This is a genomic window from Bradyrhizobium sp. 62B (assembly GCF_030272265.2).
Classification (GTDB): domain Bacteria; phylum Pseudomonadota; class Alphaproteobacteria; order Rhizobiales; family Xanthobacteraceae; genus Bradyrhizobium.
In genome coordinates, this window is the sequence record NZ_CP092841.2 from 2,564,910 (window position 1) to 2,590,083 (window position 25,174).

At 66.3% G+C, this 25,174-nt stretch carries 19 protein-coding genes; 7 read left to right on the forward strand and 12 right to left on the reverse strand.

The annotated features are described in order from the left end of the window. Positions 1-3: 3 nt before the first annotated feature. From ML401_RS12040 to ML401_RS12065, 6 genes are all read left to right on the forward strand, one after another. Complete coding sequence (locus ML401_RS12040) at positions 4-486, forward strand: cytochrome c-type biogenesis protein (protein WP_211417607.1); 483 nt, start codon at positions 4-6, stop codon at positions 484-486. A 124-nt stretch (positions 487-610) separates the two neighbouring features. Continuing rightward, positions 611-1,954 carry a methyl-accepting chemotaxis protein gene (locus tag ML401_RS12045; protein ID WP_211417606.1) on the forward strand — a complete coding sequence of 448 codons (1,344 nt, stop codon included), beginning with the start codon at positions 611-613 and terminating at the stop codon, positions 1,952-1,954. A gap of 225 nt (positions 1,955-2,179) precedes the next feature. Next, on the forward strand, positions 2,180-3,763 hold the full coding sequence (locus ML401_RS12050; RefSeq protein ID WP_211417605.1) for a Do family serine endopeptidase: 1,584 nt from the start codon (positions 2,180-2,182) through the stop codon (positions 3,761-3,763). Positions 3,764-4,036: 273 nt separating this feature from the next. After that, entirely contained in the window at positions 4,037-4,717 is a 681-nt protein-coding gene (locus tag ML401_RS12055) for a response regulator transcription factor (RefSeq protein ID WP_194407201.1), read from the forward strand. Next, a complete protein-coding gene (locus ML401_RS12060; RefSeq protein ID WP_212067117.1) occupies positions 4,701-6,161 on the forward strand; it encodes an ATP-binding protein in 1,461 nt (486 codons plus the stop codon). Before ML401_RS12055 ends, ML401_RS12060 begins: the two co-directional genes overlap by 17 nt. Continuing rightward, positions 6,158-9,127 (forward strand): bifunctional [glutamine synthetase] adenylyltransferase/[glutamine synthetase]-adenylyl-L-tyrosine phosphorylase, encoded by a 2,970-nt coding sequence (locus ML401_RS12065; protein WP_285812051.1) that lies wholly within the window; start codon positions 6,158-6,160, stop codon positions 9,125-9,127. The genes ML401_RS12060 and ML401_RS12065 overlap by 4 nt, the downstream gene beginning before the upstream one ends. Here ML401_RS12065 and ML401_RS12070 read toward each other — a convergent pair. Genes ML401_RS12070 through ML401_RS12090 form a run of 5 tightly spaced genes read right to left on the reverse strand, consistent with a single transcriptional unit; the run spans position 9,102 to position 15,070 of the window. Then, entirely contained in the window at positions 9,102-9,335 is a 234-nt protein-coding gene (locus ML401_RS12070) for a formate dehydrogenase subunit delta (RefSeq protein ID WP_194407204.1), read from the reverse strand. The genes ML401_RS12065 and ML401_RS12070 overlap by 26 nt on opposite strands. Continuing rightward, positions 9,325-10,152 carry a formate dehydrogenase accessory sulfurtransferase FdhD gene (fdhD, locus tag ML401_RS12075; RefSeq protein ID WP_285812053.1) on the reverse strand — a complete coding sequence of 276 codons (828 nt, stop codon included), beginning with the start codon at positions 10,150-10,152 and terminating at the stop codon, positions 9,325-9,327. The genes ML401_RS12070 and fdhD overlap by 11 nt, the downstream gene beginning before the upstream one ends. A gap of 4 nt (positions 10,153-10,156) precedes the next feature. Beyond that, on the reverse strand, positions 10,157-13,030 hold the full coding sequence (gene fdhF, locus ML401_RS12080; RefSeq protein WP_285812054.1) for a formate dehydrogenase subunit alpha: 2,874 nt from the start codon (positions 13,028-13,030) through the stop codon (positions 10,157-10,159). Positions 13,031-13,040: 10 nt separating this feature from the next. Beyond that, a complete protein-coding gene (locus ML401_RS12085; protein ID WP_212067113.1) occupies positions 13,041-14,597 on the reverse strand; it encodes an NADH-quinone oxidoreductase subunit NuoF in 1,557 nt (518 codons plus the stop codon). Continuing rightward, on the reverse strand, positions 14,594-15,070 hold the full coding sequence (locus ML401_RS12090; RefSeq protein ID WP_211417599.1) for a formate dehydrogenase subunit gamma: 477 nt from the start codon (positions 15,068-15,070) through the stop codon (positions 14,594-14,596). Before ML401_RS12090 ends, ML401_RS12085 begins: the two co-directional genes overlap by 4 nt. 223 nt (positions 15,071-15,293) lie before the next feature. Here ML401_RS12090 and ML401_RS12095 point away from each other — a divergent pair, with 223 nt between their 5' ends. Then, positions 15,294-16,187, forward strand: a complete 894-nt coding sequence (locus ML401_RS12095) for a LysR family transcriptional regulator (RefSeq protein WP_194407209.1) — start codon at positions 15,294-15,296, stop codon at positions 16,185-16,187. A 194-nt stretch (positions 16,188-16,381) separates the two neighbouring features. Here ML401_RS12095 and ML401_RS12100 read toward each other — a convergent pair whose 3' ends face one another. From ML401_RS12100 to ML401_RS12130, 7 genes are all read right to left on the reverse strand, one after another. Continuing rightward, on the reverse strand, positions 16,382-18,712 hold the full coding sequence (locus tag ML401_RS12100; RefSeq protein WP_285812058.1) for a PAS domain-containing sensor histidine kinase: 2,331 nt from the start codon (positions 18,710-18,712) through the stop codon (positions 16,382-16,384). A 240-nt stretch (positions 18,713-18,952) separates the two neighbouring features. Then, positions 18,953-20,326: a cation-efflux pump gene (locus tag ML401_RS12105; protein WP_285812059.1), complete on the reverse strand. Its 1,374-nt coding sequence runs from the start codon at positions 20,324-20,326 to the stop codon at positions 18,953-18,955. Positions 20,327-20,455: 129 nt separating this feature from the next. After that, the gene (locus tag ML401_RS12110) at positions 20,456-21,424 is read right to left on the reverse strand and encodes a zinc-binding dehydrogenase (RefSeq protein ID WP_285812060.1); all 969 of its coding nucleotides are present in this window, start codon (positions 21,422-21,424) and stop codon (positions 20,456-20,458) included. A 25-nt stretch (positions 21,425-21,449) separates the two neighbouring features. Next, positions 21,450-22,445, reverse strand: a complete 996-nt coding sequence (locus ML401_RS12115; protein ID WP_194407213.1) for a nitronate monooxygenase family protein — start codon at positions 22,443-22,445, stop codon at positions 21,450-21,452. A gap of 245 nt (positions 22,446-22,690) precedes the next feature. Next, the gene (locus ML401_RS12120; protein WP_259205424.1) at positions 22,691-23,341 is read right to left on the reverse strand and encodes a hypothetical protein; all 651 of its coding nucleotides are present in this window, start codon (positions 23,339-23,341) and stop codon (positions 22,691-22,693) included. 51 nt (positions 23,342-23,392) lie between these two features. Continuing rightward, on the reverse strand, positions 23,393-23,593 hold the full coding sequence (locus tag ML401_RS12125; RefSeq protein ID WP_049820038.1) for a hypothetical protein: 201 nt from the start codon (positions 23,591-23,593) through the stop codon (positions 23,393-23,395). Positions 23,594-23,762: 169 nt separating this feature from the next. After that, entirely contained in the window at positions 23,763-25,169 is a 1,407-nt protein-coding gene (locus tag ML401_RS12130) for a hypothetical protein (RefSeq protein WP_285812061.1), read from the reverse strand. Between the last annotated feature and the right edge of the window lie 5 nt (positions 25,170-25,174).

Here is a 25,174-nt window from a genome sequence, read left to right on the forward strand (position 1 = left end):
CCGATGCGCCGGATGATGGCTGCGTTCGCCGTGCTGATGCTGCTGGCTTTGCCTGCGGCCCACGCGGTGCAGCCCGACGAGATCATGGCGGATCCCGCCAAGGAAGCCCGTGCGCGCGAGCTGTCGCGCGAACTGCGCTGCATGGTCTGCCAGAACCAGTCGATCGACGATTCCGATGCGCCGCTGGCGCGCGACCTGCGGCTCCTGGTGCGCGAGCGCATCGGCGCCGGCGACAGCAATTCGCAGGTGCTCGACTTCCTGGTCGCGCGCTACGGCGAGTTCGTGCTGCTGAAGCCGCGCTTCGAGCGTCAGACCCTGGTGCTGTGGCTGCTCGGGCCGCTGCTGCTGATGGGGGGCGGCGTGGCACTGTGGCTGCAAATCCGACGTCGCGCGCGTGATGGTGCCGATTTACCAGCGCCGCCGCTCACGCCCGATGAACAGGCACGGGTCGCGGCCTTGATGTCCGACGAAGCCAAATCTCCCTAGCAACTCGCGCGCCCTGGTTACGTAATGCTACGTAGACGGGCGGCCCGCCGCCGCGCGGTTCATGGTATTTTGACCTTTGTCTGGAAGCTTGTCGCGAGCTTTGATTCCAGACTCCGAGTCCCCGATGTTCGCGAACAGCAATCTGACGATCCGCTTCCTGGTCGGCGCCGTCGTCGCTGCATTATTGTTTCTGCTGGGCATCGGTGGCGGCACCGGCTTCATCGCGGTGCTCTATCTCAACAACGAGATCACCAGCCTGTCCGCGGACTTCGCGGCGCTGAGCGGTCCTGCGCGCGATCACGCCATGCAGATCTATCAGCAGGCGCAGACCGCGTTCTCGTTTTTCCTGGCCGCCTGCGGCGTGATCGCAATCGTCGCCTTCGCGATCTGCCTCACCACCTGGTTCGCCGTCCGCAACGGCATCCTCAATCCCCTGGCGGCGATCGTCCATGCGATGCGCGAGGTCGCCGACCAGAAGTTCGAGACATCAGTCCCGGGGCTCGGCCGCACCAACGAGATCGGCCTGCTGGCCGGCGCGCTGGAGGTCTTCAAGACCAACGGCATCGAGCGGCGCCATCTCACCGAACGGCAGCTGCACGAAGCGCAGCACCAGGCCGAGCGATCGCAATTCCTGGACGACCGGATCAAGCGCTTCAATGATCTCGTTGCCAGCGTCGTCGACAGCGTGGCGTCGTCGGCGGTGCATCTGAAGAGCAACGCCGAGACGCTGTCGCGAACGGCCAACGACACCAGCACCAAGGCCAATGCGGTGGCGAGCGCCGCGAGCCAGGCCAGCGCCAGCGTGCAGACGGTGGCAGGCTCTGCCGGGGAGATGACGAATTCGATCGGCACGATCAGCCGCCGCGTCACGGACGCGACCCAGCGCGCCGAAGGTGCGGCGTCGCAGGCGGAGAAGAGCCGTGACACTATCCACACGCTGTCCGATGCCGCCGACAAGATCGGCGAGGTCGTCCAGCTCGTGCAGGCGATCGCGTCGCAGACCAATCTCCTGGCGCTGAACGCCACCATCGAGGCGGCGCGGGCAGGGGAGGCCGGCAAGGGATTTGCGGTGGTCGCCTCCGAGGTGAAGAATCTGGCGCATCAGACCAGCAAGGCGACGGAGGAGATCACCTCCCATGTCGCCAGCATTCAGGGCATCACAGCCGAGACCCGCGGCGCGATCGACGCCATCTCCAAGACGCTGTCTGAGATCTCGTCGATCATGTCCGGCATCGAGATTGACACCGCCCAGCAGCGTAACGCGACCCAGGAGATCACGCGCAGCGCCCAGGACGCCGCGCGCGGGACCCTCGACGTTTCCAACCATATCGTCCAGATTACCTCGACTTCCGCGGAAACCGGCCGAATGGCCTCCGAGGCCAGGGATTCGGCGGTCGATCTGTCGCAGCAGGCCGAGACCCTGAAGCGCGAAGTCGACGAGTTCATCGTCAGCGTCAGGGCAAGCTAAGCGCGCAAACAAAAAGGAGCCTTTCGCGCCATCACGGGAACTTGGTTAAGTTCCTGGTGATTCATAATTTTTCGTCTGCGCCGAACTGCCGCATCCCCGTTCCCCGTTCATTACAAAAGTTTAACCCCGCCGCCAGCGCACGGTAAGGCGGGAGCCCCCATCTTCAGGTCCGTAAGGTGCCGCCCTCAGGCATCACATGGATTTCAAGGCCCTGGAGATCTCTGCATGACCGACCGTATCGACCTCTCGAACCTTCCGTCCTATCGGCAGCCGCGCCGGTCGGTGTTCTCCGCGCGCAAATTCGCGCTGATGGCCTCGGTCGTCGCCGGTCTCGGCGCGGCGGTCTACGGCTTCAGCCCGTCGACGTCGCCGGCCGATCTGTTCTCGAGCCCGGCGCATGCGCAGGTCAACAACGAGGTCCGCAAGGTCGAACGTCCCATCGGCTTTGCCGACATCGTCGAGCGCGTGAAGCCGTCGGTGATCTCGGTGAAGGTCAACATCAAGGAGAAGACCGCGAGCAACGACGATGGCGACGATTCTTCCTCGCCGTTCCAGCCGGGCTCGCCGATGGAGCGATTCTTCCGCCGCTTCGGCGGTCCGGACGGTTTCCCCCCGGGCCTCAAAGGGGGTGGCCGTGGTCGCGTGGTGCAGGGCCAGGGCTCCGGCTTCTTCATCTCGGCTGACGGCTTTGCCGTGACCAACAACCACGTGGTCGACGGCGCCGACAAGGTCGAGGTCACCACCGACGACGGGAAGACCTACACCGCCAAGGTGATCGGTACCGACCAGCGCACGGACCTCGCCTTGATCAAGGTCGAGGGCAGCTCGAACTTCCCGTTCGCCAAGCTCGCCGACAGCAAACCGCGGATCGGCGACTGGGTGCTCGCAGTCGGCAATCCCTTCGGTCTCGGCGGCACCGTGACCGCCGGCATCGTTTCGGCGAGCGGCCGCGACATCGGCAATGGTCCCTATGACGATTTCATCCAGATCGACGCGCCCGTGAACAAGGGCAATTCCGGCGGTCCGGCCTTCGACACCAATGGCGAGGTGATGGGCGTCAACACCGCGATCTACTCGCCGTCCGGCGGCAGCGTCGGCATCGCGTTCTCCATTCCGGCGAGCACCGTGAAGAGCGTGGTCGCCCAGCTCAAGGACAAGGGCTCGGTCAGCCGCGGCTGGATCGGCGTGCAGATTCAGCCCGTCACGTCTGACATCGCCGACAGCCTCGGTATGAAGAAGGCCGAAGGCGCGCTGGTGGCGGAGCCGCAGGCGAACGGTCCGGCCGCGAAGGCCGGCATCGAATCCGGCGACGTGATCACGTCGGTCAACGGCGAGACCGTCAAGGACGCCCGCGAGCTCGCCCGCACAATCGGCGGCATGGCGCCCGGCGCGACCGTGAAGCTCAACGTGCTGCACAAGGGCCAGGACAAGGTCATCAACCTCACCCTCGGCCAGTTGCCGAACACGGTCGAGGCCAAGGCCGACAATGACAACGACAGCGGCAAGGGTGCGAGCAAGGGCACCGATGTGCCCAAGCTCGGCATGACCGTTGCGCCCGCCAATTCCGTGGCCGGCGCGGGCAAGGAAGGCGTCGTGGTCACCGAGGTCGATCCGAAGAGCGCCGCGGCCGAACGCGGCTTCAAGGAAGGCGACGTGATTCTCGAAGTCGGCGGCAAGAGCGTCGCCACCGCCGGCGAAGTCCGCGATGCCATCACCGCGGCGCGGGCCGACAACAAGAACAGCGTCCTGATGCGCGTGAAGAGCGGCGGCCAGTCGCGCTTCGTCGCGGTGCCCCTCGCCAAGGGGTAAGCCTTCAGGAGCTTTTGAGATGAAGGGTGTCGCCGGCATCAGTCGCCCCCGCCGTCGGCGCCCTTCGGGGAAGCAGCGTAACGTCAGCTTCCCCTTGCTACCTTCCGGTGGAAAAACGCCCCCCTCCGTCGGAAGGCCTAGGGCGGTGGAGTCCCCCCAGCTTCACCGCCCGCCTTTTTCCCGATGCCAGAGTCTCCCACTCGGCTTGCATGCGATTGCCGCTCGCGCCATGTTTAGAGAAGGTTGACCTCCTTGACCGCCGCCGAACGCACGATGCGCCTCCTCATCATCGAAGACGACCGCGAATCCGCCGACTACCTCGTGAAGGCGTTTCGCGAAGTCGGCCATATTGCCGACCACGCCGCCGACGGCGAGGAGGGCCTCGCCATGGCCGAGAGCGGCGATTATGACGTGCTGGTGGTCGACCGCATGCTGCCCAAGCGCGACGGCCTGTCTGTCATCGGCGCGCTGCGCGACAAAGGCAACACCACGCCGGTACTGATTCTCTCCGCGCTCGGGCAGGTCGACGACCGCATCAAGGGCCTGCGCGCCGGCGGCGACGATTATCTGCCAAAGCCCTATTCCTTCGCCGAGCTGCTGGCCCGGGTCGAGGTGCTGTCGCGCCGCCGCGGCGGGCCGGCCGAGGACACGCTCTACCGCGTCGGCGATCTCGAACTCGACCGGCTCTCGCATCGCGTCGCCCGCGGCAAGGATGAGCTGACGCTGCAGCCGCGCGAATTCCGCCTGCTCGAATATCTCATGAAGCATGCCGGCCAGGTGGTGACGCGGACCATGCTCCTGGAGAACGTCTGGGACTATCATTTCGATCCGCAGACCAACGTGATCGACGTGCACATTTCGCGGCTGCGCTCCAAGATCGACAAGGGATTCGAGCGGCCGCTGCTGCACACGATCCGCGGCGCCGGGTACATGATCCGTGACGGCATTCGGTAAACTCGTCCGCACCACGGCATTCCGGCTGACGCTGGTCTATCTGCTGCTGTTCGCGATGTTCGCGGCCTCGCTGCTGGCTTATTTCGCCTGGAATACGCGGCGGCTGATCACCGAGGAGATCACGCAGACGGTCAATGCCGAGACCTCGGAGATCTCCGAGATCTACGGCCGCCGGGGCCTGCGGGCTCTCGTGCTGGCGATCGAATACCGGGCGCTGCGGCCGGGCGCCAACCTTTATCTCGTGACCACGCCGACCGGGCAGGCGATCGCCGGCAATGTCGGCTCCCTGGCGCCCGGCGTGATGGCGACGCGCGGCTGGTCGGAGACCGCCTACCGGCGGATCGAGGACGCCGACGACCGCGACCATCGTGCGCTGGTGCGTGTCACCGAACTCGAGAACGGCTTCCGCCTCCTGATCGGCCGCGACCTTGCCGAGCGGCGGCGGCTGTTCGGCATCGTCGCCAAGGCCGCGCAATGGTCCGTCCTGATCGTCGTGGTGCTCGGCCTCGGCGGCGGCGTTTTCGTGGCGCGCCGCGTGCTCCGGCGCATCGACGCGATGACCGGGACCGCGCAACGCATCATGACCGGCGATCTCAGCGAGCGCCTGCCGGTCGGGCGCAGCGGCGACGAGCTCGATCGCCTCGCCGAGAACCTCAATGCCATGCTGGAGCGGATCGAGGCGCTGATGGCGGGACTGAAGGAGGTCTCCGACAACATCGCCCACGACCTCAAGACGCCGCTGACGCGCCTGCGCAACCGGGCCGAGGAGGCGCTCGCGAAATCGGGCTGCGAGGCCGATTACCGGGCGGCGCTGGAGCGCACCATCGAGGAATCCGACGGTCTGATCCGCACCTTCAACGCGCTGCTGATGATCGCGCGCGCCGAGTCCGGACAGGCGCGCGGCAACATGGATGATTTCGACGCGGCCGAGGTCGCGGGTGGCATCCACGAGCTCTATGAGCCGCTCGCCGAGGACGACGGCATGACCTTGAAGGTCAAGGCCGACCCGACGCCTGTTCATGCCAACCGCGAATTGATCAGCCAGGCGCTCGCCAATCTGGTCGAGAACGCGATCAAATACGGCAAGCCGGTCGCGCAGGCCGGCGGAACCGTGGTCAGCATGGAGGCCCGGCCGATCCTGATCGAGGCGAGGCGCGACGGCGACAAGGTGCTGCTCAGCGTCACCGATCGCGGTCCCGGGATACCCGAGGCCGACCGCGCGCATGCCGTCGAACGATTCGTCCGCCTGGAAGCGAGCCGCACGCTGCCGGGCTCCGGCCTCGGTCTCAGCCTCGCTGCGGCGGTCGCGACATTGCATGGCGGCGAGTTGAGATTGGACGACGCCCAGCCCGGCCTCGTCGCCACGCTGGTGCTGCCGGCGCGCCTCGGTGCTGGCGACAGGGTTGCTCCGCCAATACCGGATGTGCCACAGAAGGTGGCATGAACCACTCCGCGCCGGGAAACGCGGACAAGCATGGTGAGAAGCTGGCCGCGCGCTTCGCGGAGGCTCCCCATATTGCCGCTTCCACAACCGACGAACGACGTTTCGAAAGCTGGCTGAGCGAGCTCGAGCCGGCCCAATCGGCCCGTCTCGAAACGCTGCTGGCTCATCCCTTTGCCCGGGACATCCTGGCCGGTATCGCGGAATTCTCGCCTTATCTGTTCGATCTGGTGCGCGCCGATGCCTTGCGCCTGATCCGGCTGCTCGAATGCGATCCGGATGCGCATCTGACGGAACTCATCGCGGACGCCAGGGAGGCGGTGCTCGCGGCGGCGGATGAGGCCGAGGTGATGCGGCTGCTTCGCCGCATGAAAGCGGAAGCCGCGCTGCTGACGGCCCTGTGCGACATCGGCGGGGTCTGGCCGGTGATGCGGGTGACGGCGGCGCTGACCGATGTCGCGGTGTCCTCGGTGCAGGCGGCGCTCCAATACCTGCTGCGGCAGGAAGCCGCACGTGGCAAGATCGCGCCACCCAATCCCGAGGCGCCCGAGGAGGGCTGCGGGCTGATCGTGCTCGCCATGGGCAAGATGGGCGCGGGCGAGCTGAACTATTCCAGCGACATCGATCTCATCGTGTTCTTCGATCCCGATGCGACGACGCTGGTCGCGGACATCGAGCCGCAGCCGTTCTTCGTCCGCGTCACGCAAGGCATGGCGCGCATCCTGCAGCAGCGCACCTATGACGGCTATGTGTTCCGCGTCGATCTGCGCCTGCGGCCCGATCCGTCCTCGACGCAGGTCGCGATCTCGCGCGATGCCGCGCTGAATTATTATGAGCGGGAAGGGCGCACCTGGGAGCGCGCTGCCATGATCAAGGCGCGTGCCTGCGCCGGCGATGCCAAGGCGGGCGAGGCGCTGCTGGCCGAGATCGCGCCGTTCGTCTGGCGCAAGCATCTCGACTTCGCCGCGCTCGCCGACGTCCACGACATGAAGCGGCAGATGCAGACCTATCGCGGCCAGAGCGAGGTCGCGGTCGAGGGGCACAACGTCAAGGTCGGCCGCGGCGGCATCCGCGAGATCGAGTTCTTCGCACAGACCCAGCAATTGATCGCCGGCGGCCGCCATCCGGAATTGCGGGTGCGGCCGACGCTGAGGGCGCTCGACATTCTCGCGTCGAGCAACTGGATCACCTCTGCTGCGCGCGACGAGCTGACGACGGCCTACGAATTCCTGCGCCGGGTCGAGCATCGCCTCCAGATGATCGCCGACGAGCAGACCCATGCGCTGCCCGAAGACAAGGACGCGGTCGAGCGCTTTGCGCGCTTCTTCGGCTATCGGGATCGCGAAGCCTTTGCGGGCGACCTGCTGGGGCAGCTCAAGATCGTGCAGGGGCACTACGAAAAGCTGTTCGAGGGCGACGATCCGACCGGCACGGCCAAGCTGCCGGCGCTCGACTACAGCGCCGGTCCCGACGATCCGCGCATGCTGCAGCACCTCGCAGCGCTCGGCTTCAAGAAGCCTGCCGCAGTGGCGCAAACCGTGCGCGACTGGGTCACCGGCGACTATCGCGTGTTCCGCAATGACGCCACGCGGAATGCCTTCGTCGAATTCGTGCCGGCGTTGATCGACGGGCTTGCCCATGCCGAGGAGCCGGATCGCGCCGTCGTGGCGTTCGATCAATTCCTGGGCGCACTGCAGCGCGGCGGCCGGCTGTTCACGCTGCTTGGCCAGAACCGCGAGCTCGTCGCGCTGGTGGCGCTGGTGCTGGGCGCGGCGCCGCGGTTAGGCGAGATGCTGGCGCGGCAACCGCAGCTGATGGATGGCCTGATCGATCCGCGCTTCTTCGGCGCCATGCCGGACCGGCAGGAATTGTCGGGACGGCTGGCTGCGACCGTGCAGGATGCCGGCTCCTACGAAGAGTTTCTCGATCGCCTGCGCCTGTTCGGGCAGGAGAGCCTGTTCCTGATCGGCACGCGGATTCTCTCCGGCACCGTCTCGGCGCAGCAGGCGAGCACCGCCTTTGCCGACGTCGCCGAAGGCATCGTCCACACCGTGCATGGCCTCGTGGCCGACCGCTTCGCCGCCCAGCACGGCCGCATCAAGGGGCAGGAGACCGCGATCATCGCGATGGGCCGGCTCGGCAGCCGCGAGATGACCGCGTCCTCCGATCTCGACCTGATCCTGCTCTACGATTTCGACGCCGACAATCCGGACTCCGATGGGCCGAAATCGCTGCAGGGTGCGCATTATTTCGCACGGCTGACCCAGCGCCTGATCAGCGCCTTCACGACGCGCACCAATTACGGCGTGCTCTACGAGATCGACATGCGGCTGCGACCCTCGGGACGCGCCGGCCCCGTGGCCTCGAGCCTCGTCTCATTCGCCGATTACCAGGCCAACGAGGCCTGGACCTGGGAGCATATGGCGCTGACGCGCGCCCGCGTGGTGTCGGCTTCGCCGGAATTCCGGCAACGGATCGAGCGCGTCATCCGCGACGTCCTGACCCGCCACCGCGATCCCGTCATCACCGCCAACGACGTCGCCGACATGCGGCGCGCCATCGCCCAGGAGAAGGGCGAGGCCGATTGCTGGGATCTCAAGCATGCCGCCGGCGGCATGGTCGACATCGATTTCATCGCGCAATTTCTCCAGCTCGTGCACGCGCACGACAAGCCGGAGATCCTCGACGTCAGCACCATGCAGGTGCTCGACAATGCCTGCAGGCTCGGCGTGCTCCCGCAATCGGAGACCGGGATATTGCGTGCCGCCGCGCGGCTCTATCACGACCTGACGCAGATCCTGCGGCTGTGCGTCAGCGACCGCTTCAAGCCCGAAACCGCCGGCAACGATCTGCAGCGCGTGATGGCGCGGGCCGGCGACGCGCCGGATTTCTCGTCGCTGGAGGCGCGCGTGAAGGAGACGCAGAGCGAGGTGCGGCGGGTGTTCAGGGCGCTGCTGGAAGGGGCGTAGCCTGCTTCAGCGAGGCGAGCGCCTCGCGCACGTCGGGCTCCAGGCCCGCGCCGCCGGCGTCGAGATGGGCGAAGATCGCGCGCTTCATCCGGGGATCCCAGAACTTCTTGATGTGCTCGGCGATCCCCGGCACGGCCTTGCCGTGGCCCTGGCTGCGGAAGAACGTGCCGATCTGGTTGGCCATGTAGATCAGGCGGTCAGGCGACATCGGCAACCTCCGTGGCATGGCGAGCCGCGACCCGGCTGCCGTGCGTGAAAATTTCGAATCCGTCCTGCCGGGCGATCGCGACCAGCGTGATGCCGGCGGTTTCCGCGGTGCGCGCCGCGAGCGCGGTCGGCGCGGAGACCGCGATCATCACCGGTGCGCCGATCGCGGCGGCCTTCTGCACCATCTCGACCGAGACGCGGCTCGTCAGCAGCACCATGCCGCCGGCGGCGTCGGTGCGGCTGCGCGCCAGCGAGCCGGCGAGCTTGTCCAGCGCGTTGTGGCGGCCGACGTCCTCGCGCAACGCGACGATGTTGCCGGCGGGAGACCAGAATGCGGCGGCGTGCACCGCGCGGGTTTGCAGGTTGATCGACTGCAAGGGCGCGATGGCCTGCATTGCCGCCATGATCTCTTCCGGCGTGAAGCGCTGGCCCTGCGACACGACCGCCGCAGGCCGCACGGCTTCGGCAATGGACTCGATGCCGCAGATGCCGCAGCCGGTCGGCCCGGCAACGTGGCGACGGCGCTCGCTGATGAGCGCGGCATCCTCGGGCGCCAGCCACATCCTGAGCTCGATGCCGTCGTCCAGGCGAACCACTTCGAGCGAGCGGATATCGTCGACCGACTTGACGATGCCCTCGCTGAGGCTGAAGCCGACCGCGAAGTCTTCCAGGTTCTGCGGCGTCCCCATCATGACGGCGTAGGTGCCGCCATTGTAGGTCAGCGCCAGCGGCGTCTCCTCCGGAATGAAACGCGTTCCTTCGGACGCCACGCCGTTGCGCCAGATTCCGCGATCGATCGCCTGAACCGCGACGTGCATGCCGTTACTCCGCGGCCTCGGCCGGCGCGATGCGACGCGACTGCCGCGCCTGCGCGTCATAGGCTTTCTGCCAGTCCGACGGGCCGTTCGAGGGCGAGACCTCGACCGCCGTGACCTTGTATTCGGGACAATTGGTCGCCCAGTCCGAATAGTCGGTCGTGATGACGTTGGCCTGCGTGTCCGGGTGGTGGAAAGTGGTGTAGACGACGCCGGGCGCGACGCGGTCGGTGATCTCCGCGCGTAGCGTGGTCTCGCCGGCACGGCTCTTGAGCCGCACCCAATCGCCGTCGCGCACGCCGCGCTGCTCGGCGTCGTGCGGATGGATCTCGAGGCGATCCTCGGCATGCCAGACCACGTTCTCGGTACGCCTCGTCTGCGCGCCGACATTGTACTGGCTGAGGATGCGGCCCGTCGTGAGCAGCAGCGGATAACGCGGGCCGGTGCGCTCGTCGGTCGCGACATATTCGGTGACGACGAACTTGCCCTTGCCGCGAACGAAGCCGTCGATATGCATCACCGGCGTGCCTTCGGGCGCCTTCTCGTTGCAGGGCCACTGCACCGAGCCGAGCTCGTCGAGCTTGGCGTAGGAGACGCCGGCGAAGGTCGGCGTCAGCGCCGCGATCTCGTCCATGATCTCGGAGGGGTGGCTATAGTTCATCTCGAAACCCATCGCCTTGGCGAGGCCGATCGTGACCTCCCAGTCGGCCATGCCGTTCTTCGGTGTCATCACCTTGCGCACGCGCTGGATGCGGCGCTCGGCGTTGGTGAAAGTGCCGTCCTTCTCGAGGAAGCTCGAGCCGGGCAGGAAGACGTGGGCGTAGTTCGCGGTCTCGTTGAGGAAGAGGTCGTGAACGATGACGCATTCCATCGCCGACAGCGCCGCGACCACGTGGCTGGTGTTGGGGTCGGACTGGAGGATGTCCTCGCCCTGCACGTAGATCCCCATGAACGTGCCTTCGACCGCGGCGTCGAACATGTTGGGAATGCGCAAGCCCGGCTCGGGGTTGAGTTTGACGTTCCACAGCGCCTCGAACTGGTCGCGCACGGCATCGCCGGAGATGTGGCGATAGCCGGGCAGCTCGTGCGGGAACGAGCCCATGTCGCACGAACCCTGCACGTTGTTCTGGCCGCGCAGCGGGTTCACCCCGACGCCGGGGCGGCCGATATTGCCGGTGACCATCGCGAGGTTCGCGATCGCGATCACGGTGGTCGAGCCCTGGCTGTGCTCGGTGACGCCGAGACCGTAATAGATCGCACCGTTGCCGCCGGTGGCGTAGGTGCGGGCGGCTTCGCGCAGGTCCTTCGGATCGACGCCGGTGAGGATGGCGGTGGCTTCGGGGCTGTTCTTGGGCTGCGCGACGAAGGCCGCCCATTCCTCGAACTCGCTCCAGTCGCAGCGCTCGCGCACGAAGGTTTCGTTGACGAGGCCTTCGGTGACGATGACATGCGCCAGCGCTGTTATAACCGCGACGTTGGTGCCGGGCATCAGGGGCAAGTGCAGCGCCTTCACATGCGGCGATTCCACCATCTCGGTGCGGCGCGGATCGATCACGATCAGCTTGGCGCCCTGGCGCAGCCGCTTCTTCAGCCGCGAAGCGAACACCGGGTGAGCAGACGCCGGATTGGCGCCGATGACCACGACGACATCGGTGTCCTCGACCGAGTCGAAATCCTGCGTGCCTGCGGAAGTGCCGAAGGTGGTGGCAAGGCCATAGCCGGTCGGGGAGTGGCAAACGCGGGCGCAGGTGTCGACATTGTTGTTGCCGAAGCCGGCGCGGATCAGCTTCTGCACCAGATAGGTCTCTTCGTTGGTGCAGCGGGACGAGGTGATGCCGCCGATGGCATCGCGGCCGTACTTCGTCTGGATGCCGCGCATCCTGGTCGCGGCGAACGAGAACGCCTCGTCCCAGGACACTTCCTTCCAGGGATCCTCGATCCGGTTGCGGATCATCGGCTTGAGAATGCGTTCCCCGTGGTTGGTGTAGCCCCAGGCGAAGCGGCCCTTGACGCAGGAATGACCGCGATTGGCCTTGCCGTCCTTGTAGGGCACCATGCGCACGACTTCCTCGCCGCGCATCTCGGCCTTGAAAGTGCAGCCGACGCCGCAATAGGCGCAGGTGGTGACGACGGAGTGCTCGGGTTGGCCGATCTCGATCACGGATTTTTCGGTCAGCGTCGCGGTCGGGCAGGCCTGCACGCAGGCGCCGCAGGAGACGCATTCCGAGCCGAGGAAGCTCTCGCTCATGCCAGGCGAGACGCGGCTGTCGAAACCACGGCCGGAGATGGTCAGCGCGAAGGTGCCTTGCACCTCCTCGCAGGCGCGGACGCAGCGCGAGCAGACGATGCACTTGGAGGGATCATAAGTGAAGTACGGGTTGGACTCGTCCTTCGGCATCCAATGGTCGTTGTCGCAGCCATGGGATTTGGCGAAAACATGGTTCTCGCCCTCATAGCCGTAGCGCACGTCGCGCAAACCCACCGCGCCGGCCATGTCCTGCAATTCGCAGTCGCCGTTGGCGCCGCAGGTCAGGCAGTCGAGCGGGTGGTCGGAGATGTAGAGCTCCATCACGCCCTTGCGCAGCTTCTTCAGCCGCTCGGTCTGGGTGTGCACGACGAGGCCGTTCATCACCGGCGTGGTGCAGGACGCCGGCGTTCCGGCGCGGCCCTCGATTTCGACGAGGCAGAGACGGCAGGAGCCGAACGCGTCGACCATATCGGTCGCGCAGAGTTTCGGGATCTGGTGACCGGCATCCATCGCGGCGCGCATGATCGAGGTGCCCTCGGGCACCGTGACCTCATTGCCGTCGATGGTCAGCGTCACCATCGTTTCCGACTTCGAGCGCGGCGTGCCGTAGTCGATTTCTTCGATCAGAGACATCGTCGTTCTCCTATTCCGCGGCCTGAAGCGTGGTCGGTGCCGGGATGAAGTCCTCCCGGAAGTGCTTCAATGCGCTCAGCACGGGGTACGGCGTGAAACCGCCGAGTGCGCAGAGCGAGCCGAATTTCATGGTGTTGCAGAGGTCTTCGACCAGCGCGAGGTTTTCATGGACGCGCTCGCCGTTGATGATCTTCTCGATGGTCTCGACGCCGCGGGTCGAGCCGATCCGGCAGGGCGTGCACTTGCCGCAGGATTCGACGGCGCAGAACTCCATGGCGAAGCGCGCCTGCCTGCGCATGTCGACGCTGTCGTCGAACACGACGATGCCGCCATGGCCGATCAGGCCGTCGCGGGCGGCAAACGCCTCGTAGTCGAACGGCGTGTCGAACAGCGCGCGGGGGAAATAGGCGCCTAAGGGCCCGCCGACCTGCACGGCGCGAACCGGGCGGCCGGTGAAGGTGCCGCCGCCGATATCGTCGACGAGCTCGCCGAGCGTCACGCCGAACGCCGTCTCGAACAGCCCGCCATGGCGGATGTTGCCGGCAAGCTGGATCGGCATGGTGCCGCGCGAACGGCCCATGCCGTAATCCGCATAGGCCTTGGCGCCTTCGGCGAGGACGAAGGGGATAGCCGCGAACGACAGCACGTTGTTGATGACGGTCGGCTTGCCGAACAGGCCGTGATGCGCCGGCAGCGGCGGCTTGGCGCGCACGATGCCGCGCCGGCCTTCGAGGCTTTCCAGCAGCGAGGTTTCCTCGCCGCAAACGTAAGCGCCGGCGCCGACGCGGACTTCGAGATCGAAGCTGGAGGTGGAACCGCTTATCCTGTCGCCGAGATAGCCGCCTCGCTTGGCGGCTGCGATAGCCGCATTCATCGCCTCGACCGCGTGCGGGTATTCGCTGCGGATATAGATGTAGCCCTTGGTCGCGCCGACGGTGAGGCCGGCGATGGTCATGCCCTCGATCACCAGCAAAGGATCGCCTTCCATGATCATGCGGTCGGCGAAGGTGCCGCTGTCGCCTTCATCGGCGTTGCAGACGATGAACTTGCGGTCGGCCTTGGCCTGCGCGACGGTCTTCCACTTGATGCCGGTCGGGAAGCCCGCGCCGCCGCGGCCGCGCAGGCCCGATGCCGTGACTTCGCTCAGGATCGCATCGGGTCCGAGCGAGAGGGCGCGCTCAAAGCCCTTGTAGCCGCCATGGGCGCGGTAGTCGTCGAGCGAGCGCGGATCGATCACGCCGCAGCGGGCGAAGGTGAGGCGGGTCTGGCGCTTCAGCCAGGGAATCTCGTCGGTTGCCCCCAGCCGCAACACATGCGGCGTGTTGCTGGCGAGCGCGTCGAGCAGCGAGGGCACGTCGGCTTCCGTGACCGAACCGAAGGCGATCCGGCCCTGCGGGGTCGCCACCTCGACCAGCGGCTCGAGCCAATACATCCCGCGCGAGCCGGTCCTGACGATCTCGATTCCTACGCCGCGCTTGCTTGCTGCCTGCTTCAGCGCCAGGGCAACTTCGTCGGCGCCGACGGCGACTGCGCCGGCGTCACGTGAGACGAACAGACGCAAGCTCATCGCTGGGCCTCCGCAACGAGGGCATCGAGGCGCTTTTGATCGAGCCGGCCGATCAGGCGGCCGTCGAGCATCGCGGACGGAGCGGTCGCGCACAGGCCGAGGCAGTAGATCGGCTCCAGCGTGACGCGATCGTCGGCCGTGGTGTTGCCAAGCGACACGCCGAGCTTTGCTTCTGCGCGCGCGGCCAGCGCATCGCCGCCCGCGGCCTGGCAGGCCTCCGCGCGGCACAGCTTCAGCACGCGGCGGCCGGCCGGCTTGTGGCGGAAGTCGTGGTAGAACGTGAACACGCCATGCACTTCGGCGCGCGACAGATTGAGCGCCTGCGCCACCATCGGGATAGCGGCCTCCGGCACATAGCCGAAGGCTTCCTGCAACGCATGCAGGATGACGAGCGTCGCGCCCTCTTGGTTGGCATGTTCGGCGATGATCTCGCCGCCGCGCGTCTCGTTCCAAGGCTCAAAAAGCGCTGTCATTCTTCGTTCTCAACCTGAGCGTTTCCTCAGCGCAAACTAGTTGGAATCATTCGAAGATCAATAAAGCCGTCCCGTGCTGCGATTGCGAATTCAGATCGATTTGCAACCGCAATCGATCGATACGAATTGGTAATGAAAACTGGATCGGCTGCCGGTTTTCGCGTGTTGGTGCAGGCCAGGCGTGCTAGCTTGCATGCCACGATGGATCCGAGGGGACTGGCGGTTGATCGACAAGCTTGAACTATTGCTGGCGCTGGCGAAGGAGCGGCATTTCGGACGCGCAGCGGAGGTTTGCGGCGTGACGCAGCCGACGATGTCGACCGGGCTGAAACAGCTCGAGGAGATCCTCGGCGTGATGCTGGTCCAGCGCGGGTCGCGCTTCCAGGGCTTTACGCCGGAAGGCGAGCGGGCGCTCGACTGGGCGCGGCGGATCGTGGGCGATGCCCGCGCGATGCGCGAGGAGATCAACGGGCTGAAGCACCAGCTCTCCGGCGAGATCCGCATCGCGGCGATCCCGACCGTGCTCGGCATGGTGGCCGCGCTGACGACGCCGTTCCGTGCCAAGCATCCGGAAGTGCGCTTCCGCATCCAGTCCACCACCTCGTCCGAGGTGCTCGGGCTGCTGGAAAATCTCGAGGTCGATGCAGGGCTGACCTATATCGAGAACGAGCCGATCGGAAAGGTGCGGACCATTCCGCTCTACAACGAGAGCTATCGTCTTCTGACCGCGCCGGATGCGATGTTCGGCGACCGCGAGACGGTGACCTGGACCGAGGTCGGGCAGGTGCCGCTCTGCCTGCTGACGCCCGACATGCAGAACCGCCGCATCATCGACCGCGCGCTACGTTCCGTCGGCGCGGAGGCGACGCCGACGCTGACCTCGAACTCGCTGCTGGTGCTGTTCACGCATGTCAAGACGGGGCGCTGGGCGAGCGTGATGCCGGCCAAGCTCGCCGAGACGCTCGGTCTGTCCGACACGGTGCGCTCGATCCCGATCGTCGATCCCGACGTCAATTACAGCATCGGCATGGTCATCCCGCAGCGCGATCCGATGACGCCGCTGATCGCGGCGCTCGTCAATGTCGCACGGGAAGTGGCGCCGTCGCTGCAATTGTAGAGCAGAGTGCAGTTGAGTTGAATTAAGCGGCCGCGCGCTCGGTGCACCTCTCCCGCTTGCGGGAGAGGTAGGCGCAACGCGCCGGGTGAGGGTTCTCTCCTCTTGGGGGTTCTCGATTGCGGAGATACCCTCTCCCCAACCCTCCCCCGCAAGCGGGGGAGGGAGCGCACTTCCCTCGTTGCAGCTGTAGGGCCTCAGGCCGCGGCCGATATCCCGGACGCCGCCTTGATCGCGTCGCGCGGCAGGGTCACGCGCACGACGGTGCCGACCTCGAGCTTGGAGCGCAGCCGCATCGAGCCGCCGTGGAGCTGGGCCAGCGAGCGGGCGATCGCAAGGCCGAGGCCCGAGCCGTGATAGGTCTTGGTGAGCTGGCTCTCCACCTGCTCGAACGGGCGGCCGAGCCGTGCCAGCGAATGTGGCGCGATGCCGATGCCGGTGTCGGCGATCATCAGCACGATCCGGTCGTCGAGCTGCCGGCTGCGCACCACGACGCGCCCGCCGTCGGGCGTGAACTTCACCGCATTGGAGAGCAGGTTGACGATGATCTGCTTGGTGGCGCGGCGGTCGGCGACGACGGCGATGGATTTGGCGATGTCGGCGTCGAGGGTGATGTGCTTGTCCTGGGCCCGGCCGGTAACCACCCGCAGGGATTCCGCCAGCGTCCGCGACAGGTCGAGCTGTTCCATGTCGAGCTTCATGCGGCCGGCCTCGATCTTCGACATGTCGAGGATGTCGTTGATGACCTCGAGCAGATAGTGGCCGCTGGTCAGGATGTCCTGGCAATATTCCTGGTACTTCTCGCTGCCGAGCTCGCCGAACATGCCCGAGCCCATGATCTCGGAGAAGCCGATGATGGCGTTGAGCGGCGTGCGCAGCTCGTGGCTCATATTGGCGAGGAATTTCGACTTGGTCTGGTTGGCTTCCTCGGCGCGGGTCTTTTCGCGCTGGTATTTCTCGGCGAGGTCGGCGAGCTCGACCGCCTGGCGCTCCAGCGCGGCCTGCGAACGCTTCAGGTCGATGACGGTGGCGCGCAGGCGCAGGTCGTTGTCGACCAGCTTCTGCTCGTGTTCCTTGATGCGGGTGATGTCGGTGCCGACCGAGACGTAGCCGCCGTCCTTGGTGCGGCGCTCGCTGATGTGCAGCCAGCTGCCGTCGTCGAGCTGCGCCTCGAAGGTGCGCGCGCCGGGCCCTTGGGCGGCGGTCTCGTTGTGGCGGGTGCGCACCTCCGGCATGCGGCCGACCTCCAGCACGGTCTCGTAGGAGGTGCCGGGAATGACGGCGGTCTCGGGCAGCTTGTGCAGGCGCTGGAAGTGCGAATTGCAGAGCACGAGGCGGTCGCTCGCGTCCCAAAGCACGAAGGCTTCCGGGATCGTCTCGATGGCGTCGCGCAGGCGAAGGTCGGCTTCCACCGTCTTCTCGGCGAGGCTCTTCTGCTCGGTGATGTCGACGGCGATCCCGATCAGGTGCACGCTGGAATCGGTGGCGCCGCGGGTCTTCTCGCAGCGGACGCGCAGCCAGATCCAGTGGCCGTCGACGTGCTGCATGCGAAAGGTCTGGTCGATGTGGTCGATCTTCTCGGAGATGAGCTGGTCGGCGATCGCGAACAGGTCGATGTCGTCGGACTTCACCAGCGCATTGACCTCGCCGAAGGTGAGCAGCTCGTTGCGGCCGTCGAGGCCGAGCATCGAGAACATCGACTGCGACCAGAAGATCCGGCCGCGCGACAGGTCCCAGTCCCACAGCCCGCAGCGGCCGCGGTTGAGCGCGGTGTCAATGCGTCCGCGCACGGCGTCGTTGATGAGGTCGCCCTCGCGGGCGCGGGTGGACTGCCAGTGGAAGGCGAAGCCGAGGATCAGGACGACGAATCCGGTCGTCGCCGACAGCGTCACCGAGAGCGCGGCGTCCGAGCCCCAGATCGGCTCGTTGCGCTCCTGGATCACGGTGACGAAACCGGGCATCGACTTGATCTGCCGAGAGGTCGCCATCGCGGCGTTGCCGTTCGGCAGCGTCATGTCGGAGATATTGCCGTCGCGTGTCGGCGCCGCGAGCAATTGTGCCGTCGTGATGGCATCGAGCAGACGGTCGTTGCCCGAGGGGGCGCTGTCGACCGGAACGCGGGCGAGGACGCGTCGGTCGATGCCGGCCGACGTGACGATGACGTGGCGGCCCGAGGCCGTGCCCCAGGACGGGATCAGGTCCGGCAGCAGCGTCGGCAGGCTCTCGATGTTCTTCAGCCGCTCCTGCCGCACGGAGGTGAGGCGGTCGATGCGCTCGGCCAGCAGATCGGCGAGCGCCGAGATGTCGTGGCGGATCACCAGCCGCTTCTGACGCGTCTGGTCGACGACCTGAACGAACGCGCCGAGACAGATCGTGATCAGGAAAGCGATGATCAGCGTCGGCACGGCGCGACGAAGCGCCGGCTCCGCGATCAAGAGCCGATGATAGGCAGGTTTCGCGATCGATTGCGCCAATCCTTTGATCGAATCGGATTGGACGCACGCGTTCGCGGCGTCTGCACGCGACATGCCTTCGGCCCCCTGAAAACCAGCTTGCAACTGAAGTCCGGAAGCAGCCCCACATCGCTTCCGAATCACAGCGATTTGAATCCAGTTTTCGCGGGCTGTCGAGAGTCAACGAATCGTTAACGCGAAATTATTCTTATCCAACGCGAGATTTGTGCATCGCGCGTCCGCAAACTCACGGGCGGGAGGAGTCCGAAACGGGAACGTGTGACTCCTCGCGCATTCTTCGTGTCGTGCGCCTTGTCACGCGCGCGGCGGTTCGGCGTGACTGATGACGCGCTTGACGCTCGGGAACGCGCGCCGCAACGCGCGCTCGATCGCATCGACCTGCTCGTGCACCTTGATCACGCTCATCGAGGGTGTCGCGCGGCAGTGGAAGTTGACGATCTCGCCGGCATCGGTGTTGCGGACACGGACATTGTGGATGTCGTGGATCTCGCCGCCGGCGGCATAGTCCGCCAGCGCGGTGGCGATCGTCCGCACCCGCTCCGGCGCGGCATCGATGCCGAACGGAAGTTCCGGTTCCAGCGGCTCGATATGGACGTCGACCTCGACGTCCTCGCCGAACTCCACCTGGATGTTGCGCTCCAGCGTGTTGGCGATGTCGTGGGCGGCGTCGAGCTGCATGCCGCCATCGACCTCGAGGTCGATGCTGACGATCAGCTTGCCGCCGAGATCGTGCACCGTGACGTGGTGGATGGCGAGCCCCGAATTGCGCGCGATGACCATGATGCGGTCGCGCACGGTCTCGTTGTCGCGCGCCACGGGCACCGCAGCGAAAGTGAGGTCGGCATCACCGAAGGTCTTGGTGACGGCGGCCTGCGCGTTGCGCTTGATGTCCTCGACACGGTCGATCGGATAGGTCCGCGGCACCTTGGCGATGGTGTCGATGAAGGTCGTCGCCCCGACCATGCGTACGCGCAGGCGCTCGACGGCGATCACCCCGGGCACGCCGCAGATCGCGGCCGTGGCCTTTTCCTGCGCACCCTCGGGAGCGCGGTCGACCAGCGTCTGCACGGTCGAGCCGGCCATGCGCAGGCCGAGAGCCGCGATCATCACGGCGACCGCCGCCGCCGCCGCGGCATCGCCCCACCAGAAGCCGAGGGCGGCGAGGATCAGGCCCGCGATCACGGCGAACGAGCCCATCACGTCGGAAGCAAAGTGCAGCGCGTCGGCCGCGAGCGCCTGGCTCCGCGTCGCGCGCGCGGCGCGGTGCAGGGCTCGGGCGCGCCAGAGATTGACGATGATGTCGATCACCAGCACGACGAACGGCACGGCCGAAATGGTTGGCGGCGGCGCCCCCTCGCGGAGCCGGCTATACGCCTCGACCAGGATGCCGCCGGCGAGCACGTAGAGCAGGGCGGTGACGCCGAGCGCGGAGATGCTCTCCAGCTTGCCATGGCCGTAATGGTGCTCATCGTCCGCCGGCTTGTCGGACACCCGCACCACCGCCCAGGTGATGATGGTCGCGACCAGGTCGATCGAGGAATGCAGGGCCTCGGAGATCAGCGCGAGCGAGCCGATCGCGATTCCGACCACGAACTTGGCCGCCGCCATGGCGCCGCTGGCAAAGATCGAGATCGCCGCGACCGAGGTCTTGTCGTGCTGGGAGGTCATGGCGGGGGATTTAGCAGCCCGGGGCCGAACATCAAGCGGCGATCCACAGGAGTAGTCGCGAGTGAGTTGCAGGAGCGGGGCGATGTCATTCCGGGTTCGGTCCCGCGGACCGCCCCGGAATGACTTTCCTCACACCGTCACCACGATCTTCCCCAGATGCCTGTTCGCCTCCATGTGCTCGAACGCCCGGTCGATGTCGTCGAAGGAAAATACCTTGTCGATCGGCAGCTGCAGCTTTCGCGACTCCACCGCGCCCCAGATGTCCTTGCGGACCTCCGCGAAGATCTCGCGGACCTCCTCGATGGTGCGGGTGCGGAAGGTGACGCCGACATAGTCGATGCGGCGCGCTGCATGCAGGTCGAAGTTGAAATCGGCATGGGTGCCGCCGAGCCGGCCGACATTGACGATGCGGCCCTTCACCCTGGTCGCGGCGAGGTTCTGGTTGGCGACCTTGCCCGAGACCTGGTCGATGATGAGATCGACGCCTTCGCCGTTCGTCGCCTTCAGCACTTCGTCGACCCATTTGGGATCGGATGAGTCGACCGCGAGGTCGGCGCCATAGTCCTTCAGCCGGCCGCGCCGGGTGGCATCGGTGGAGGAGCCGATCACGAGCTTTGCGCCCTTGAGCCTGGCGATCTGCATCGCCATCAGGCCGACGCCGGAGCTGGCGCCCTGGATCAGCACGCTCTGGCCTGGCTTGACCCCACCGACAGTGACCACGGCGTTGTGCATGGTCGCGAGCGCGACGGGCAGGGTGGCCGCCTCCTCGAAATTCATGTTCGAGGGCGCGTGGAACAGCCGGCCGTGATCGGCCAGCGTGTATTCGGCGAAGGCCGCGCCGCCCGAGCCCATGACGCGGTCGCCGATCTTGACGCCCTTCGCATCCGGCCCGAGCTCGGCGACCTCGCCCGCCCATTCCATCCCGAGCACGGTGCCGACGCCGCCGGCCGCGCCATGGGCGTGGCCCTTGCGCATGCCGGTGTCGGCGCGGTTGAGGCCGCAGGCGCGGACCTTGACGAGAACCTGCGTGCCTTTCGGCTTGGGTTGAGCGACGTCGGAAATCCGAGCGCCTTCAGGGCCGTAGACATAGGCTTTCATGAAATCCTCTCGCCTCCTGAAGTGATTATTCCGCTGCTTCGCGTTGCGGCTGAACGATCATGCCTTCGAGCCGGCTGCGAATGATCGCCTCCGCCTCGCGCACGATGCGGGAGATCAGCTCGGCGCAGCTCGGGATGTCCTGGATCAGGCCCTGAACCTGGCCGGCCGACCAGATGCCTTCATCGGAATTGCCCGTCGCATAGACCATCTTGCCGCGGGCACCGGCGACGAGCTCGCGGATGTCCTCGAATTTTGCGCCTTCCTTCTCCATCGCGACCACCCTGGTCGAGATCTCGTTCTTGGCGACGCGCGAGGTGTTGCGCATGGTGCGGAAGATCAGCTCGGTCTCGCGCTCGTCATTGGCGACGATCTTCTCCTTGATGAGCTGGTGGATCGGGCTTTCCTTGGTGGCCATGAAACGCGTGCCCATGTTGATGCCGTCGGCGCCCAGCGCCAGCGCGGCGACGAGGCCGCGGGCATCGGCAAAGCCGCCGGAGGCGATCATCGGGATCTTGATCTTGTTGGCGGCGGCCGGGATCAGGATCAGGCCGGGCGTGTCGTCCTCGCCGGGATGGCCGGCGCATTCGAAACCGTCGATCGAGATGGCATCGACGCCCATGCGTTCGGCTGAGAGCGCGTGACGCACGCTGGTGCATTTGTGCACGACCTTGACGCCGTGCTTCCTGAACTCGTCGACATGCTCCTGCGGCTTGTTGCCGGCAGTCTCGACCACCTTGATGCCGCTCTCGATGATGGCGGCGCGGTATTCGGCATAGGGCGGCGGCTTGATCGCCGGCAGGATGGTGAGGTTGACGCCGAACGGCTTGTCGGTGAGGTCGCGGCAGCGCGCGATCTCCTTCCTGAGATCCTCCGGCGTCGGTTGGGTCAGCGCCGTGATGAAGCCGAGCGCGCCGGCATTGGCAACGGCGGCGACCAGCTCGGCACGCCCGACCCACTGCATGCCGCCCTGGACGATCGGGTGCTCGACCCCGACGAGTTCAGTGAACCGTGTCTGCAGCATGATAAGTTTCCCCCAGCGATGGCCCGCAGGCTCTGTTGTCGGTTGATGCCGCAAGGATGCCGCCGGGGGTGGGAAAAGTCTATCAGCCGAGCGTGCGGTGGAGGCGGGGCGGCATGCGGGGGACGAGGAGATTCCGCGAGGCGGATAATTGGGGTGTGCCGCCTTTGCAGGAGCGTCCGCCAAGGCGACGCTGAGGCTGCTTTCTGGATTGATTCGTCGCTACGCTCCTCGCAAGGAGGGGAAAGCTACTCCGCCGACAGCCGCACCATCTGGCGGCCACCGTTCATTTCCTTGAGGCGGTTGACGAAGTTTTCCGGGCGCTGCCAGCGGTTGGGGACCTCGAGGCCCATGAACTCGGCGATGTCGCCGATGAAGCCGGTGCAGTTGGCGGTCTCGGCGTTCCAGACCGGCGAGTTCGTCTGCAATTTCTTGATATAGGCGAACACGCGCTTGGCGTCGGCCTCGTTCAGATAGACGCGGTAGCTGGCGGTCAGATATTCCGGATCGAGGTCGCCATAGCTCGCGCCGGTTTCCGACGGCACGAAGGTGATGTGGCCGAGCACGTAAGCGAGCGTGTCGCCGGCGGGCGTCAGCCCTGCGACCTCGACGGCCTTCTCGCTGGTCTTGCCGTACCAGACGAAGGCATGGCCCCAGCTCGCGGCCGTGCGGGCGCGGAAGTCGACGTAATAGGGACCTTTCTCCGCGCGCGCGAGCGAGCGCCGCGTCGATGGCGGCGCCGGCCGTGACGTGGAGTCGGTCGTGGCAAGCGCATTGGCATCTGCAGCGCGCTTGTTGGCTTCGTGGGCCGAAGCCGAGGGCATCAGGCAGGCGATCATCGCCGCGAGAGCGAGCCCGGCAAGAATGCAGGATCCCGATCGATCAGGTTTGTTCGTCACGCTGTGCCCCTCGACTGTCGGCCGCTAACGCTGGTCTTGCGCGCTAAAGCGTCAGTAGCGCGCCGCAACCGGGCCCGGTGCCTTGCCGATCGGGGCCTTTCCAACCGGGCTCTTGCCAATCGGCATCTTGCCGATCGGCGCCTGCTCGGAATAGACCGGCACGGGCTGGCGGCGCGGCAGATCCGCAGCGTTCGCGGCCGTCACCAGAGCAAGCGTGGCACCCAGAGCAATTACAATCTTCTTCACAGTGATACCCCTCGAAGGTTTGGCACAAACACGGCCATGCCGTGCCCCCAGACACGCCTCACAAAAGGGCGTCCGAATGCGACCAAGTTGCGGCGCGCGCGGGGCATGTCAGCGGCATATGTCTGACGCGCAAAGATGTGATGTGTCTGGATGTTTCGGGACGGCGTGAAGCGCCTCACCCGATCCGATTGAGGCCATTCCTGATCGTCGCGAAGATGCCGCCGATGTCCTTGCGCAGGGCGTCGAGCGCGTTGAAATTGTCGAAGATGCGGGCGAGGCGGTCTTCGACCTCGCGCTTGCTCCGGGTCAGGGTCTCGACGCGCGAGGCCAGCGTCACATCGCCGTTGGCCTCGATCTCGCTGACGGTCTTGGCGAGGAGATCGCGGGTGGCGCCGACCTCCGCGATCATGGCCTCGATGCCGAACACCGGCGCCTTGAGCGGGACGAGGTCGGCCTGCGACTTCGACAGCTCCGTCTTGAAGGCGTTCAGCGTCGCCAGTGTCTCCTGCAAGGCAGCCAGACGCTGGCGTGACTGGAGGACGAATTCGTTCAGCGCGTTCTGGCGGTCTGCGAGGGTCTTGCCGTCGGAATCGGTTTCGACGTCGGCGAGCGCGCGTTCGAGCTGGGCCTGGCGCTGGCCGAGCTCCTCGAAATCGAGCCGGATGCTTTTCAGGATGTCGAAGCTGTCGTCGATGCGGGCGAGGCGCTGCTCGATCTCGATCTTGTTCTTCGAGAGTGTTTCGACGCGCGTCGCGAGCGGCGTCTCGCCGCCGGTCTCGAGCTCGTCGATGGTCTTGGCGAGACGGTCGTGGCTGAGGCTGAGCTCGCCGATCAAGGCGTTGATGCCGGCATCCGAGGACCGCAGCGGCGCCAGCTCGGCGTGGGATTTCGCCAGATCCTCCTTGTGCCGGTTGAGGGTCGCGAATGTGTCCTGGACCGCGTTCACCCGCCCCAGAAGCGCCGACACGTCGCGCGCGATATCCCGCTGCCGGTCGGCGAGGTTGTTCTTGCGGTCGTCGGTCTCGAGGTCGTGCAGCGAGCGTTCGAGCTGGTTCTGGCGGTCACGGATCTTGGTGAAGACGGGCTCGACCGCGCGGCGCTGATCGGCGACCTTGCCGACCATCTCGCGCAGTGCCTGCTGGCGGCGGCGGATCTCGGCGAGCTGGTCGTGCATGTCGGTGGATTCGTTGCGGCCCTGCTGCAGCAGCGCGCGCTGCTCGGTCTCGCCGAGCTTGTCGTGGAGGGCGGAGACCGCTTCCCGGGGATCGTTCTCGATCAAATGCTGGACGGTGGCGTCGAGATGGTTCTGCAGGGCGTGGGCGACGACGACGTCCTCGCGGGTCTTCTTGAGACGGTCACGTAGCGTCTTCAGCCTGCGGTCCTGGCGTGACAGCCGCCAGGCAGACGCGCCGATCAGGGTCAGCGTCCCCGCCAGGATCGCGCCGACAGTGATGCGTTGCGGCATGGGAAGCCCCGCGAACCAGGCGGGCAGATAGGCAAAGTCGTAACCAAACGTCTGCTGGGCGAGAAACGCGATGACGGCCAGCAGCACCAACCAGGCAATCAGGAAAAACAGCCACATCGTGA